Origin of the sequence: Bradyrhizobium sp. URHA0013, assembly GCF_000518345.1 — a bacterium.
In the GTDB taxonomy this organism is placed as follows: domain Bacteria; phylum Pseudomonadota; class Alphaproteobacteria; order Rhizobiales; family Xanthobacteraceae; genus Bradyrhizobium.
Genome location: NZ_JADK01000003.1, coordinates 1,339,518 through 1,354,481, shown reverse-complemented (window position 1 = coordinate 1,354,481; position 14,964 = coordinate 1,339,518). Strand labels below are relative to the sequence as shown.

Genomic DNA, 14,964 nt, shown 5'->3' with positions numbered 1-14,964 from the left:
CGCTGCGCCGGGGACATACGGCGCAGCGCATCCCGGGGAATAGGCCTGACCATGAAACTCGTCGTCGCGATCATCAAACCCTTCAAGCTCGATGAAGTCCGCCAGGCGCTGACGGCGATCGGCGTCCACGGCATGACCGTGACCGAAGTGAAGGGCTATGGCCGCCAGAAGGGCCACACCGAGATTTATCGCGGCGCCGAATATGTCGTGAATTTCCTGCCGAAGCTGCGGATCGAGATCGCGGTTGCCTCCGATATCGCCGAGAAGGCCGTCGCCGTCATCACCGCGACCGCGCGCACCGGCCAGATCGGCGACGGCAAGATCTTCGTCACGCCAATCGACCACGCGACCCGCATTCGCACCGGCGAGACCGACAGCGACGCGCTCTAGATTTTTGCTTTGACGCGTTTTCTTTTCGCGAACCGGTATCCGCTTCGCTCGAAAACGCTCTTCTTCGATCGCACCGGGCAACGGCGCCACAGCGTGCGACGCAATCAATAGCTGGGGGAAACGACATGGCGGGATTGTTGCGCCGCGCGGCTGCTATCGCCGCGCCGATCGGACTTGTGTCGATCATGGCTTCGCCGGCGCGTGCCGCGGGCTCCGAGATCAACACTGCCGACACCGCCTGGATGATCGTCGCCACCGCGCTGGTGCTGATGATGACGATCCCGGGGCTCGCGCTGTTCTATTCCGGCATGGTGCGCAAGAAGAACGTGCTCGCGACCATGGCGCAGAGCCTCGCCGCGGTGACGATCATCTCCATTCTCTGGGTCGCGTTCGGCTATTCGCTGTGCTTCGTCGGCGACGGCCCCTGGATCGGCACGCTCGACCGCTGGTTTCTCGCCGGCATGACCATGGACAGCGTCAACCCGGCCGCGAAGACGATCCCGGAAGCGCTGTTCATGCTGTATCAGATGACGTTTGCGATCATCACGGTGGCGCTGGTCGCGGGCGCGGTGGCCGACCGGATGCGGTTCTCCGCTTATCTGCTGTTCTCCGTGGCATGGTTCATCTTCGTCTACATTCCACTGGCGCATTGGGTCTGGGGCGGCGGCTTCCTCGCCAGCATGGGCGTGCTGGATTTCGCCGGCGGCCTGGTGGTGCATCTGTCGGCCGGCACCGCCGGCCTCGTCGCGGCGAAGGTGATGGGACGCCGTCATGGCTACGGCACCGAAAATCTCTCGCCGTTCGATCTGTCGCTTGCGGTGATGGGCACCGGCCTGTTGTGGGTCGGCTGGTTCGGCTTCAACGGCGGCTCGGCGGGCGCAGCCAATTCGCGCGCGGTGCTGGCGATCATCGCGACCCATCTCGCAGCCTGCTCCGGCGCGCTGACCTGGGGTGCGATCGAATGGTCGACGCGGCGCAAGCCATCCGTGCTCGGCATGATCTCCGGCGCGGTCGCCGGCCTCGGCACCATCACGCCGGCCTCGGGTTTCGTGGCGCCCTGGCACGGTATCGTCATCGGCGTGATCGCAGGCCTCGTCTGCTATTGGGCCTGCACCTGGCTGAAGCACCGCTTCGACTATGACGATTCGCTCGACGTGTTTGGCGTCCACGGCATCGGCGGGATGACCGGGACCCTGCTGGCCGGCGTGTTCGCAACCAGCGCGATCGGCGGCACCGCCGGCCTGCTCGAGGGCCATCCGCAGCAGCTTCTGATCCAGCTGTACGGGGTCGCCGTCACCTTCGCCTGGTCGGCCGGCGTGAGCTTCGTCCTGCTCAAGCTGGTCGGCCTGTTCGTGCCATTGCGCGTCTCCCGCGAGCACGAGCTCGAAGGACTGGATATTTCGCAGCACGGCGAGGCGCTGCAGTAATTGGGCTTGCGCGACACATAAGCACATGCTTATGTGTCGCCATGATCGAAGCCGATATCTTCAAGGCGCTGGCCGACCCGACCCGCCGCAAGGTCTTTGAAAAGCTTGCCGGCGGAAGCCTGAATGCGAGCGCCTTGCGCGACGGATTGGAAATCAGCCAACCGGCGATGTCGCAGCATCTTGCGGTGCTGCGCGGGGCGGGCCTGGTGCGCGAACAGCGGCAGGGCCGCTTTGTGAATTACGAGGTCGATCCCGAAGGAATCGTCGCCATCGGGGCCTGGCTTGCGCGCTACCGCGCCTATTGGCCGAAACGCATGGATGCCCTCGCCGATCTCTTGAAGGAGATGGATCAATGAGTGACGCCGTGAAGCCTGATCCCTCCGACGCGGCGCTCGTGCTCGAATATGAATTCGAAGCGCCGCCGGCCAAGGTCTGGCGCGCGGTGACCATTCCGGCTTTGCGCGAGCGCTGGCTGCCGGATTGCGATCTTGCGGGCGCCGAGCCGGAGACATCGATCCCGGGTCAAGAGGTGCGCTATCGGCTTCGCGATTCCGAACCGCCGTTTCGCGAAAGCCATGTCATCTTCCGGATCGAGCCGAACGAGGACGGCGGCACCCGCTTTCGCATCATCCAGCAAGCCTGCGATATCGGCATGAAGCTGCCGCAGCCGGCCAACAGCAATGGCTGCCTGATGCGCGCGGCCGCCTAACACCGACACGACTTCATCACCCCGCAGAAACGGAGGTCGCCGATGCGCGACATGCTTCAGCTCGTCCCTATGGTCGTCGAACAATCCGCCCGCGGCGAACGATCCTTTGACATCTATTCGCGCTTGCTGCGCGAGCGCATCATCTTCCTCAACGGCGAGGTCAACGATGCGATGTCCGGACTGGTCTGCGCGCAGCTCTTGTTCCTGGAGGCGGAGAATCCGAACAAGCCGATCAATCTCTACATCAATTCCTATGGCGGCGTGGTCACCGCTGGCCTTGCGATGTACGACACCATGCAATTCATCAAGGCGCCGGTGCATACGCTGTGCATGGGTACCGCGCGCTCGATGGGCTCGTTCCTGCTGATGGCCGGCGAGGCCGGTCACCGCGCCGCCCTGCCCAATGCGAGCCTTCACGTTCATCAGCCGCTCGGCGGCTTTCAGGGCCAGGCGTCCGACATCCTGATCCATGCCACCGAAATGCAGGAAACCAAGCGGCGCATCATCCGGCTCTATGCCCAACATTGCGGGCGCTCCGAGCCGGACGTGGAACGGACCCTGGACCGCGACCACTTCATGACCGCGCAGCAGGCGGTCGACTGGGGGCTGATCGACCGGGTGTTCGCGGAACGCAGCGCCGCCTGACGGTCTCTGCCGGCGACCGTCCGGCAAGCCTCGCCTGGCCCAAGCTGGTTGGCCGGTTGCGCGTATTCCGTGAGCACAAGTGCGAAGGAGCCGATATTTCGCAGCACGACAAGCCCTGCAATAGGCGCCCGCCTTACGGAAATACCTTTTTGCTGCCCGACGCATGAGCACCAATGTGTCGGCAGCTTGACGTGCCTTTATTTTAATCAGCCGTGGTCAGGTATTGAGCGCGGCGTAATAGCGCACTGCACCGCAATACGCGTCGAGCGCGAAAACACCCGTTTTCATAGTCCGTTAGGCAACACGCCCGATCTGGCACGGCATTTGATTCTATGGGACCTGGCTGTGCCCGCGTAGTGAACTTTCTCCCTCGTGGCGAACCAGTCGAGAAACGCCCGGCCACGTCCGGACCGGGCCCAAGCGGGGATAGGACCCATGAAAATTGTTATGGCGATTATTAAGCCATTCAAGCTGGAAGAAGTCCGTGACGCCCTGACCGCCATCGGCGTTCACGGTCTCACGGTGACGGAAGTCAAGGGATATGGCCGCCAGAAGGGCCATACGGAAATCTATCGCGGCGCCGAATATGCCGTGAGCTTCCTGCCCAAGATCAAGATCGAGGTCGCTGTCGCCTCCGACCAGGTCGACAAGACCATCGACGCCATCACGACCGCCGCGAAAACCGGACAGATCGGCGACGGCAAGATCTTCGTCATCAATCTCGACCATGCGGTTCGTATCCGCACCGGCGAGGCCGATGCTGCGGCCCTTTGATTTCGCGCTCAATCAAAATTCAATCAGGAGTAAATGAAATGACGTTTAAGCGTCCCTATGGCGCGGGATTGGCGGCTCTCGCAGTCGGCCTGTTCGCTGCGACCGCAGCCTACGCCGAGCCAACGGTCAACAAGGGAGACAACGCCTGGATGCTGACATCGACAGTGCTCGTGCTGTTGATGACGATCCCCGGCCTCGCGCTGTTCTACGGCGGCCTCGTCCGCTCCAAGAACATGCTCTCGGTCCTGATGCAGGTGTTCTACACCGTCTGCGTCGTCACCGTGATCTGGGCCGTGTACGGCTACAGCCTCACCTTCACCGGCGGTTCCGACTTCATCGGCGGCTTCTCCAAGGCCTTCATGATGGGCGTCACCACCGACTCGAAGGCCGCGACCTTCTCGGTCGACGCCAACATCTCGGAGCTCATCTATATGTGCTTCCAGATGACCTTCGCGGCGATCACGCCCGCCCTCATCGTCGGCGCCTTCGCCGAGCGCATGAAGTTCGCGGCGCTCGCGCTCTTCGTCCCGCTCTGGGTCACCCTGATCTACTTCCCGATCGCGCACATGGTCTGGTACTGGCCCGGCCCGGACATGATCCAGGACGCTGCCAAGGCTCTGGCTGCTGCGGCTGATGGCGCGGCGAAGACCGCGGCGCAGGCCAAGCTCGACGAGATCAACGCCGACGCAGGCTGGATCTTCAAGAAGGGCGCGATCGACTTCGCCGGCGGCACCGTGGTGCACATCAACGCCGGCATCGCAGGCCTCGTCGGCGCCCTGCTGATCGGGAAGCGCGTCGGCTACGGCAAGGAGCTGATGGCTCCTCACTCGCTGACAATGTCGATGATCGGCGCCTCGCTGCTCTGGGTCGGCTGGTTCGGCTTCAACGCCGGCTCCAACCTCGAAGCCAACGGCGGCGCGGCGCTTGCAATGACCAACTCCTTCGTCGCCACCGCAGCCGCAGCGCTGTCGTGGATGTTCGCGGAGTGGATCATCAAGGGTCACCCGTCGGTGCTCGGCGTCATCTCCGGCGCTGTCGCGGGCCTCGTGGCCGTCACGCCTGCCGCCGGCTTCTCCGGCGTGATGGGTGCGATCGTCCTCGGCCTCGTGGTCGGCGTGGTCTGCCTGTTCTTCTGCACCGTCGTGAAGAACGCGCTCGGCTACGACGACTCCCTCGATGTGTTCGGCGTGCACTGCGTCGGCGGCATTGTCGGCGCCCTCGGCACCGGCATCCTCGTCAATCCGGCGCTGGGTGGTGCGGGCATCATCGACTACACCGCGATCCCGCCGAAGGTTGCCGATTACGACTTCGCGGCGCAGATGATCTCCCAGGTCTGGGGCGTCGGCACCACGCTGGTGTGGTCGGGTATCGGTTCGGCGATCCTCTACAAGGTCGTCGATGTGATCGTTGGCCTCCGCGCCAATGTCGAGAGCGAGCGTGAAGGCCTCGACATCACCGAGCACACCGAGCGCGCCTACAACATGTAAGTCTCCTCCCGGGCGCGGCCTCCTCGGGGGGCGCGCCCACAACTACGGTTTGGGGCACATACCCGGCAATGTCCCGACCGTTGAGGGGCTCCAGCGCAAGTTGGAGCCCCTTTCTTTTTGATTGGCGGAGCCGAAGAAAAAGATTGCCATTCCAGGTCGCCGGCGCAGAAATGTCGACCTCAAGAATAACAAATCGGGAGGTCGTCATGCGTTTGGAAGGCGGATGCTATTGCGGCGAGGTGCGCTATGTCGCCGAGGGCGACCCGATGATGCAGGCGCAGTGTCATTGCCGCGAGTGCCAGTACATCTCGGGCGGCGCGCCCAACACTTTCATCGCGATGCCGGCGGCCGGCTTCAGCTACATCACCGGGCAGCCCAAGCAATTCGCGCGCAAGGACCTGGAACGCGCCGTCACGCGCGAATTCTGCGGCGAATGCGGCACCCATCTGGTGACCAAGGTTCCCGGATTGCCGGCCGCGATCCTGAAGGTCGGCACGCTGGACGATCCCAAACAGTTCCATCCGCAGATGGCGATCTACACCTGCGACAAGCAGGACTTCCACGCGATCCCCGCAGGCATGGCGACATTCGAGAAGCTGCCGGCGCACTAGGTCTCGATGATGGCGCGCTCCCTCCCCCCATTGCGGGGGAGGGCTGGGGGAGAGGGTGTCTCAACATCGGGACAGTCCCTGGATGGAGAGAACCCTCACCCGGCGCTGCGCGCCGACCTCTCCCGCAAGCGGGAGAGGTGCAAGAACCAGCTCCGCCCCGTGGCCATGCATCCCGTTGTTATCCGGCCTCATTATTCCTGCTCTGGACGGAGCCGACGACCGATGGTTAATCGCGTCTTAACCTCGCCCTATCTATGGTGAACTGAACCGCTTCCCGCCGGCGCGTTGGTCGCGACCGGCTGTTCCAAGAGTGCTGGCGTCCAGAATGGCTATGACCGCTTCATCCCGTGCGCCGCAGGACAGCGGAAGCTCCGATAGCGAACGCTCTCCCTTCGTTCGGCTGAACGAACTGCTGGCGCCGCATCAGCCCGGCAAGCCTTTGATTTCGCTTGCCGTCGGCGAACCGCAGCATCCGGTGCCCGACTTCGTCGGCCCGGTGCTGGCCAAGCACATCGCCGATTTCGGCCGTTACCCCGCGAACAAGGGCACCGACCCGTTCCGCAAGGCTGCAGGCGCCTGGCTGTCGTCGCGCTTCAAGCTGCCGCGCACCCTCGATCCCGAGAGCGAGATTCTCGTCCTCAATGGCAGCCGCGAAGGCCTGTTCCTCGCCGCGATCGCGGCCGCGCGCTATGTCGGCCCGCGTCCCGGTAAGCCCGCGATCCTGATGCCGAACCCGTTCTATCCGGTCTATGGCGCCGGCGCCCGCGCCGCCGCTTGCGAGCCGGTCTACCTGCCGACCACGGCCGAGAACGGCTTCCTGCCCGATCTCGACGCCATCGACGAGGCGACGCTCGCGCGCACGGTGGCGTTCTATCTGGCTTCGCCCGCCAACCCGCAGGGCTCGGTCGCCTCGCGCGGTTATTTCACGCGCTTGAAGCAGCTCGCCGACCGCTACGGCTTCGTGATCCTCAGCGACGAGTGCTATTCGGAGATCTACACCCGCGAAGCGCCCGGCAGCGCGCTTGAATGCGCCGGCCCTGATTTCACCCGCGTGGTTGCGTTCCAGTCGCTGTCGAAGCGCTCCAACCTGCCGGGCTTGCGCGTCGGCTTCGCCGCCGGCGACAAAAAACTCATCGGCATGTTCCTCGAGTTGCGCAACATCGCGGCGCCGCAGGTGCCGGTGCCGCTCCAGCATGTCGCGACCGTCGCTTACGGCGACGAGGCGCATGTCGAGGAGAACCGCAGGCTCTACCGGATCAAGTTCGATCTCGCCGACCAGATCATCGGCGGTCGTTACGGCTATCGCCGGCCCGATGCCGGCTTCTGCGTCTGGCTCAACACGTCCGAAATCGGCGACGACGTGTCCGTGTGCCTCAAACTCTTCAAGGAAGCAGGCGTGCGCGTGGTGCCCGGCAGCTATCTGGCGCGGCTCCAGCCCGACGGCTTCAATCCCGGCGCAGGCTACATTCGCCTTGCGCTGGTGCAGGATGGCGAGACCACGGCGCAGGCGCTGCACCGCCTGGTCGAGACTCTGGGTTAGGCGGGGCCCGTGAGCATGTCGACAATCGAACGTGTCATTCCCCTGGTCGGCCATCTGCCGCCCTCGATCCGCGAGGGGCTGGCGCGGCGCGTGCGCGAGCTCGGCGGTCTCGGCCTGATCGCATTGTCGGGTGTCGCCTCGGCGGCGCTGATGACCTGGTCGGTGCAGGATCCCAGCCTCAGCCACGCAACGTCGCGGCCGATCCGCAACATTCTCGGCTATGCCGGCGCGATCGGCGCCGACCTTGCGATGCAGATTCTCGGGCTCGGCGCGATCATGCTAGTCCTGACGGTCGCGGTCTGGGGCTGGCGCATGCTGACCCATCGCCCGTTCGACCGCGAGGCACTGCGGCTCGGCTCCTGGATTCTCTGCACGGTGATCGCGGCGGGCTTCGTCAGCTGCTGGCCACATGGCGGCGCCTGGCCGCTGCCGACCGGCCTCGGCGGCGTTGTCGGCGATGCGCTGGTTCGCGCGCCTGCGGTGATCTTCGGACCGCCAGGCATGATCTATCGCATGGTGCTCGGCACGATCCTGTTCGCCGCGATGGCGGCGACCTTCCTGATCGCCTGCGGCCTTGGCGCACGCGAGCATGACGACGAACTCGCGGAGATCGAGGACGACGACAAGCCGCTCGACCAGGAAGATGAGAGCGATCGCGGTTCGGTATCGCTGGGCTGGCTGTTCCACGCATTGATGAGCACGAAGGCGCGGCTGATCTGGTTGCTTGGCGCGGCCTACCGCTCGCTGGTCTCGAGCGGGCCGAAGACCAAGGCCGTTGCATTCAGCCGCCAGGAGCCGAAGCTCGGTGGCGGCCGCGCCGCGCCGTCGATCTCGCCGCAGGCCCAGGACGAGGACTACGACGACGAGCACGAAGAGGTCGAGGAAGACGAGGAAGAGGAGGAGGAGCCCGCCGCCCGCGCGCCGCGCAAGAAGGCTGCGCCCAAGGCCGCTTCCAAGAAATCCTCCGACAAGTTCGAGCTTCCGTCCGTATCGGTGCTGGCCGCGCCGAAGGCCGGCGATCGCCAGCCGCTCAGCAAGGCCGAGCTGGAAACCAATTCGCGCGCGCTCGAAGGCGTGCTGCAGGATTTCGGCGTTCGCGGCGAGATCGTGAAGGCCCATCCGGGTCCCGTGGTCACGCTGTACGAGCTGGAGCCGGCGCCGGGTATCAAGTCGTCGCGCGTGATCGGCCTTTCCGACGACATTGCACGTTCAATGAGCGCGCTGTCGGCGCGCGTCGCCGTCGTGCCCGGACGCAATGCCATCGGCATCGAGCTGCCGAACGCGCATCGCGAAAAGGTCTATCTGCGCGAGCTGCTGGTCGCCAAGGAGACCGTCGATTCGGTTGCGAAACTGCCGCTCTGCCTCGGCAAGACCATCGGCGGTGATCCCGTCATCATCGACCTCGCACGCACACCGCACATGCTGATCGCCGGTACCACCGGCTCCGGCAAGTCGGTCGCCATCAACACCATGATTCTCAGCTTGGTCTACCGGCTGCGTCCGGACCAATGCCGCTTGATCATGGTCGATCCGAAGATGCTCGAACTCTCCGTCTATGACGGCATTCCCCATCTGCTCACGCCCGTCGTGACCGACCCGAAGAAGGCGGTGGTCGCGCTGAAATGGGCCGTGCGCGAGATGGAAGAGCGCTACAAGAACATGGCCAAGCTCGGTGTGCGCAACATCGACGGTTACAACACGCGCCTGCTCGAATTGAAGGCCAAGGGCGAAGAGCCGACGCGCACGGTGCACACCGGCTTCGACAAGGAAACCGGCAAGGCGATCTACGAGGAAGAGAAGCTCTCGCTCGACCCGCTGCCCTACATCGTCATCATCGTGGACGAAATGGCCGACCTGATGATGGTCGCCGGCAAGGACATCGAAGGCGCGGTGCAGCGCCTCGCGCAGATGGCGCGTGCCGCCGGCCTGCACGTGATCCTCGCAACGCAGCGTCCATCGGTCGACGTCATCACCGGTACCATCAAGGCGAACTTCCCGACCCGCATCGCCTTCCAGGTGACGTCCAAGATCGACAGCCGTACGATTCTCGGCGAGATGGGTGCCGAGCAACTCCTCGGCCAGGGCGACATGCTCTACATGGCCGGCGGCGGTCGCATCAGCCGCGTGCACGGACCTTTCGCGTCGGACGAGGAAGTCGAGAAGGTGGTGCGCCATCTCAAGACGCAGGGACAGCCGGAATATCTCGAAGCCGTCACAGCCGAAGAACCCAGCGAGGACGAGGACGGCGCGGTGTTCGACGCGTCCGCCATGGGCGCGGATGGCGGCGGCGATTTGTTCTCGCAGGCTGTTGCGATCGTCAAACGCGACCGCAAGGCCTCCACCAGCTACATCCAGCGTCGCCTGCAGATCGGCTATAACCGCGCCGCATCGCTGATGGAGCGCATGGAACTGGAGGGTATCGTCGGACCCGCCAACCACGCCGGCAAGCGCGAGATTCTGGTCGAGGAAGAAGACAGCCATATGTGAGGCGAACCGCCTCAAACCATCATTTCACGCAAAAACGTTATCTGCTTTCGGCCGAAATCACGCTAAAAGGGCGCCCAGCCACACAGGACGACGCGTTGATCAGACATCCGGACATTCGATTCGCTGCCATTGTCGCCGCGCGGAGCGCGCGCATGGCCGGCGTGATTCTCGTCACCGCCGCGATGGTGATCACGGCGTCGTTCGCGCAGACCGTTCCCGTGCCGAAGCCTGCGCCGAAGGGCCGCGATGGCGGTCCGGCCGGTGGAGGGCCCGCGGTCACCGGCGCGACCCAGACGCCGCCGAATCCGGTGATTCCGGATCCGCGCCGCAACGTGCCGAGCAGCATCTTCCAGACCTTCGATGCCAACCAGAAGGCCCAGGCCGCCAAGGTCAGCGCCTATTTGTCCTCATTGTCGACGCTGGTCGGGAATTTCGTCCAGGTCGGCCCCGACGGCAGCAAGACGCAAGGCGACTTCTACATCCAGAAGCCGGGCAAGGTGCGCTTCGAATATGACGCGCCGAGCCCGATCGACATCGTCGCCGACGGTTCGTCGCTGGTGGTGCGCGACCGCAAGCTCGCGACGCAGGACGTCTATCCGCTGTCGCAGACACCGCTGCGTTTCCTGCTGTCCGACCGCATCGACCTGATGAAGGACACCAACGTCGTCAACGTCTCGGCCGACGACGTCTTCGTCAGCGTCACCATCGAGGAGAAGCAGGCCCTGGTCGGCACCAGTCGCCTCCTGCTGATGTTCGGCGCCAAGGACGGTCAGTTGAAGCAGTGGACCGTCACCGACCCGCAGGGCTACGACACCACGATCGCGGTCTACAATCTCGACACGAGCAAGAAGCTCGATCCCGGCATGTTCAAGATCGATTTTACCAATTACGGCCCGTCGCCGGGCTGAGTGCCGTAGGGTGGGCAAAGGCGCACTTGCGCCGTGCCCACCATCTCTCATCCTCACGCCAGCTATGATGGGCACGCTTCCGCCTTCGCTCTTCGAGCTACGGCGGACAAGTCGCTTTGCCCACCCAACGAGACCTGTGGACACGCATTTGCGTACGCCCAATCCATGCTAAGACGCATCCCTCATGCGTTTTTCCCTGACAACCTGGAACATCAATTCGGTGCGGCTGCGCATCGATCTGGTCGCAAAATTTCTCAAGAGCGCGCGGCCGGACGTGCTGTTTCTCCAGGAGACCAAGTGTATCGACGACGCCTTTCCCCTGAAGCGCTTCAAGCGGCTCGGCTACGAGCATGTCGCGCTGAATGGACAGAAGGGTTATCACGGCGTCGCCATCGTCTCGAAGATACCGTTCGAGTCGAAGGACATCCGCACCTTCTGCGACAAGGTGGATTCACGCCACATCTCGGTATCGTTCGGCGAGAAGGCCGGGATCGCAAAGCCATTGGTGGTACATAATTTCTACGTGCCGGCCGGCGGCGACATTCCCGATCCCGCGCTGAACGAGAAATTCGAGCACAAGCTCCGCTTCCTCGACGAGATGAAGGCGTGCGAGCCGCTGCATCCGCGCGGCGAGGATCGCCACATCCTGGTCGGCGATCTCAACGTCGCCCCGCATGAGAACGACGTCTGGTCGCACAAGCAGCTTCTGAAGGTGGTGTCGCACACGCCCATCGAAACCGAGAAGCTGCAAGCCGCGCTCGCCGCCGGCGAGTGGGTCGACGTCGCGCGCGAGCGCATTCCGATGTCGGAAAAGGTCTACACGTGGTGGAGCTACCGCTCCGCCGATTGGACCGTCGGCGACCGCGGCCGCAGGCTCGACCACATCTGGGTCTCGCGCGCGCTGAAAGATGCGGTCAGTGATTTCAAGATTCTGCGCGAGGCGCGCAGCTGGGAGCGGCCGTCGGACCATGTGCCGGTTACGGTGACGCTGGATCTATGATCGTTGCCCTGGCGAAGGCCAGGGCCCATTACCACCAGTCTTCGTTGTTGCGCGAGGACGCCGGTAATCGCACCAGGCCGGAAACATTTGGGGTAATGGGTCCTGGCTTTCGCCAGGACGCCGTCAACTCGTCAGCTTCGCACCGGCCATCAATATATCGCTGGCGATCTGGCTGGAGCGCACCGCGAATTCATCGCGCAGACGAACGGCGGCGGCGGGGTCGCTTTCGAGCACGCGCTGAAACAGGCTGCGCGCGACGCGGATGACGGAGGCGTGCTCGATCGCAATCGCGCTCGACGGCCGCTTCATCGGCACGATCAGCGCGAGCTCGCCGATCAGCGCACCGGGACTCGCGATCATCTCCGCGCCGGCGCCGTCGTCGACCCGGAAGGCGCCGCGCTGGACCACGAAGCCGGCATCGGCATCGTCGCCGAGATTGAACAAGACGTCGCCGCGGACGAAGTCACGCTGCTCGGAGCCGATCGCCAGCATGCGCAAGGAAGCGTCTCCCAACAGGCGCAGTGTCGGGACACGCTCGAGAAGCGCTACATCGTCGTCGATTGACATTCAGGTCCGGGGCTCAAGGGCATGCAATCTCAAACGATTCGCACGCCCCAGAAGCGTATCACGGCACCAGCTTGTAGCCACCGGCTTCCGTGACCAGGATTTCCGGGTTGGCGGCGTCCTTCTCGATCTTCTGGCGAAGCCGGTAGATGTGGGTTTCCAGCGTGTGGGTGGTGACGCCGGAATTGTAGCCCCAAACCTCCTGGAGGAGGGTCTCGCGCGAGACCGGCATCTGGCCGGCCCGGTAGAGGAAGCGGAGGATCGCGGTTTCCTTCTCCGTCAGCCGGACTTTGCGCGCGTTGGCGGCGGTCAGCATCTTGGAGCCGGGCCGGAAAGAGTAGGGGCCGACCGAGAACACGGCGTCCTCGCTGGCTTCGTGCTGCCGGAGCTGGGCGCGGATGCGCGCCAGCAGAACGGCGAAGCGGAAGGGTTTTGCGACATAATCGTTAGCGCCGGATTCCAGCCCCAAAATCGTGTCGGAATCGGTGTCATGCCCGGTGAGCATGATGATCGGAGCCTTGAACCCGCCCTTGCGCAATGAACGGACCACTTCGCGGCCATCCGTGTCGGGCAGGCCAACATCCATCAGGACGAGATCGGGGGCATTGGCCTTCGCGGCGCTCGCGCCCTTGGCGCCGGTATCGACCGCGGAGGCTTCAAATTCTTCGTGCAGCGACAATTGCTCCACCAACGTATCGCGCAGATCGGTATCGTCATCCACGATCAGGATCTTGCGGGCATTGGCCATAGGGGGTCATCCTTTTGGGGTCCGGCGCGGCGCGCATCCATGCTGCACCCAGCCGAGAGGGAAGTTTAGGGGTCGCCGTTATTATTATTGTTCGTCTTGAAGTAGTGGGCTGTTACCGATTCACAAGCCAGAACCACTCTAACCCAGAATAGCAGGCCGTTTTGATGAATGTCCTGTAATGAATTCGACATCGCACGTTCACATGAAAACTAAAGCTGCTTCAGCTAGTTACACCATGAACCGAAGCGCCGGGCCGCTCTCGGCGATCCGCGTTAAGGCTGCCGCCGGGAATCCGCGCCGGGGCTGGCTAACCGCCGGGGCGCTGACGATTCCGGTGGCGCTCGGACGCGGCGGCATTCTGGCGAACAAGCGCGAGGGCGATGGCGGCACCCCGAGGGGCAGCTTCCGTCCCAGGCGATTGTGGTGGCGGGGCGACCGGCACAGCCGCCCGCAGACCTTTCTGCCGGCCCGGATCATCACCGGCGAGGACGCCTGGTGCGAGGATCCCAAAGACCGTCATTACAATCAGGGGATCCGGCTGGGCGAGGGGCAGGGCGGTGACCGGCTCAAGCGGGCCGACCATCTCTATGACTTCATCATCGAAATCGACCACAACACGAGGCCGCGGATCGCCGGCCGGGGCAGCGCGGTGTTCTTGCATCTCGCGCGCGACAATTTCGGTCCGACCGCAGGCTGCGTCTCGATGACCAAAGCGGCGATGCGACAATTGCTGCGGCGGCTGGGACCAAAAACAAAAATCATCATCGGGTGAGGACACATGCTCGACAGGGATCAGATCGCCGCTGCTTCGCAGGTCCTGATCAAACATTGGCGCGACGGCACCAAGCTTGACGCGCTGGAGCCGCGGTTGCAGCCACAGAGCCGCGCCGAGGGGTATGCCGTGCAGGCCGGGCTCGGCGGGACCTTGTTCGGCTGGAAAATTGCGGCAACGAGCGAGTCCGGACAGAAGCACATCAATGTCGCGGGACCGCTGGCCGGCCGGATCATGAGCGACACCGTGATCGCCGATGGCGGCACCGCCTCAATGAAAGGCAACGCGATGCGCGTCGGCGAACCCGAGTTCGCTTTCCGCATGGGACGCGATCTGCCGCCGCGCGCGGCGCCGTATACTGTCGACGAGGTGCTCGCCGCCGTGGACAGCTTGCATCCTGCGATCGAGATTCCCGATTCGCGCTTTGCCGATTTCGCCGGCGCCGGCGAGGCGCAGCTGATCGCCGACAACGCCTGTGCGCATCTGTTCGTGCTGGGCGCAGCAACGCATGCGAACTGGCGCGCCATGGATCTCGTCGAGGAGCGGCCGCAGATCACGTTGCGCGGCCAGCGCTATCTCGGCCACGGCAAGAACGTGCTCGGCGATCCCCGAATTGCCCTGGTCTGGCTGGCCAACGAGCTGTGTGGCCTCGGCATCACCTTGCGGGCAGGGGAGGTGGTGACCACAGGCACGTGCCATCCGCCGCTACCGATCCAGGCGGGTGATCATTTCACAGCGGATTTCGGCGTGCTGGGGAAGGTGTCGGTGAGTTTCTCTTGAGCCGCCCCATACACCGCCGTCATTGCGAGCGAAGCGAAGCAATCCAGAGTCCCTTCGCGGAAAGATTCTGGATTGCTTCGCTGCGCTCGCAATGACGAATTCGAGAGTTCGTAGGGGGCCCC

16 protein-coding genes are annotated in these 14,964 nt (G+C 64.1%); 14 read left to right on the top strand and 2 right to left on the bottom strand.

All coding sequences use genetic code 11. From position 1 onward, the window contains the following. Window positions 1-51 precede the first annotated feature (51 nt). From N551_RS0106585 to N551_RS0106530, 12 genes are all read left to right on the top strand, one after another. On the top strand, window positions 52-390 hold the full coding sequence (locus N551_RS0106585) for a P-II family nitrogen regulator (protein WP_007598647.1): 339 nt from the start codon (window positions 52-54) through the stop codon (window positions 388-390). Window positions 391-515: 125 nt separating this feature from the next. Further along, window positions 516-1,817 (top strand): ammonium transporter, encoded by a 1,302-nt coding sequence (locus tag N551_RS0106580; protein WP_027566271.1) that lies wholly within the window; start codon window positions 516-518, stop codon window positions 1,815-1,817. A 41-nt stretch (window positions 1,818-1,858) separates the two neighbouring features. After that, window positions 1,859-2,173, top strand: a complete 315-nt coding sequence (locus N551_RS0106575; protein ID WP_027566270.1) for a helix-turn-helix transcriptional regulator — start codon at window positions 1,859-1,861, stop codon at window positions 2,171-2,173. Continuing rightward, window positions 2,170-2,526: an SRPBCC domain-containing protein gene (locus N551_RS0106570; protein WP_027566269.1), complete on the top strand. Its 357-nt coding sequence runs from the start codon at window positions 2,170-2,172 to the stop codon at window positions 2,524-2,526. Before N551_RS0106575 ends, N551_RS0106570 begins: the two co-directional genes overlap by 4 nt. A 42-nt stretch (window positions 2,527-2,568) precedes the next feature. Then, a complete protein-coding gene (locus N551_RS0106565) occupies window positions 2,569-3,171 on the top strand; it encodes an ATP-dependent Clp protease proteolytic subunit (RefSeq protein ID WP_027566268.1) in 603 nt (200 codons plus the stop codon). Between the two features lie 435 nt (window positions 3,172-3,606). Further along, a complete protein-coding gene (locus N551_RS0106560) occupies window positions 3,607-3,945 on the top strand; it encodes a P-II family nitrogen regulator (protein WP_007598642.1) in 339 nt (112 codons plus the stop codon). A gap of 38 nt (window positions 3,946-3,983) precedes the next feature. Continuing rightward, entirely contained in the window at window positions 3,984-5,432 is a 1,449-nt protein-coding gene (locus tag N551_RS0106555) for an ammonium transporter (protein WP_027514843.1), read from the top strand. Window positions 5,433-5,638: 206 nt separating this feature from the next. Beyond that, a complete protein-coding gene (locus N551_RS0106550; RefSeq protein ID WP_027566267.1) occupies window positions 5,639-6,043 on the top strand; it encodes a GFA family protein in 405 nt (134 codons plus the stop codon). 325 nt (window positions 6,044-6,368) lie between these two features. Next, the gene (locus N551_RS0106545; protein WP_027566266.1) at window positions 6,369-7,583 is read left to right on the top strand and encodes an aminotransferase class I/II-fold pyridoxal phosphate-dependent enzyme; all 1,215 of its coding nucleotides are present in this window, start codon (window positions 6,369-6,371) and stop codon (window positions 7,581-7,583) included. 9 nt (window positions 7,584-7,592) lie between these two features. After that, on the top strand, window positions 7,593-10,070 hold the full coding sequence (locus N551_RS0106540) for a DNA translocase FtsK (protein ID WP_027566265.1): 2,478 nt from the start codon (window positions 7,593-7,595) through the stop codon (window positions 10,068-10,070). Window positions 10,071-10,222: 152 nt separating this feature from the next. Further along, window positions 10,223-10,978 carry an outer membrane lipoprotein carrier protein LolA gene (locus N551_RS0106535; RefSeq protein WP_027566264.1) on the top strand — a complete coding sequence of 252 codons (756 nt, stop codon included), beginning with the start codon at window positions 10,223-10,225 and terminating at the stop codon, window positions 10,976-10,978. Window positions 10,979-11,162: 184 nt separating this feature from the next. After that, on the top strand, window positions 11,163-11,978 hold the full coding sequence (locus N551_RS0106530) for an exodeoxyribonuclease III (protein ID WP_027566263.1): 816 nt from the start codon (window positions 11,163-11,165) through the stop codon (window positions 11,976-11,978). 123 nt (window positions 11,979-12,101) lie between these two features. On the opposite strand, the gene N551_RS0106525 is transcribed toward N551_RS0106530, so the two are convergent. Together N551_RS0106525 and N551_RS0106520 are read right to left on the bottom strand one after the other, a co-directional pair. Further along, window positions 12,102-12,545: a cyclic nucleotide-binding domain-containing protein gene (locus N551_RS0106525; protein ID WP_007598631.1), complete on the bottom strand. Its 444-nt coding sequence runs from the start codon at window positions 12,543-12,545 to the stop codon at window positions 12,102-12,104. Window positions 12,546-12,603: 58 nt separating this feature from the next. Beyond that, the gene (locus N551_RS0106520) at window positions 12,604-13,290 is read right to left on the bottom strand and encodes a response regulator transcription factor (protein ID WP_007598630.1); all 687 of its coding nucleotides are present in this window, start codon (window positions 13,288-13,290) and stop codon (window positions 12,604-12,606) included. Window positions 13,291-13,525: 235 nt separating this feature from the next. On the opposite strand from N551_RS0106520, the gene N551_RS0106515 reads away from it, so the two are divergent. Together N551_RS0106515 and N551_RS0106510 are read left to right on the top strand one after the other, a co-directional pair. After that, window positions 13,526-14,062, top strand: a complete 537-nt coding sequence (locus tag N551_RS0106515) for a L,D-transpeptidase (RefSeq protein ID WP_245286341.1) — start codon at window positions 13,526-13,528, stop codon at window positions 14,060-14,062. Between the two features lie 6 nt (window positions 14,063-14,068). Continuing rightward, window positions 14,069-14,842: a 2-keto-4-pentenoate hydratase gene (locus N551_RS0106510; RefSeq protein ID WP_027566261.1), complete on the top strand. Its 774-nt coding sequence runs from the start codon at window positions 14,069-14,071 to the stop codon at window positions 14,840-14,842. The last annotated feature ends 122 nt before the right edge of the window (window positions 14,843-14,964 follow it).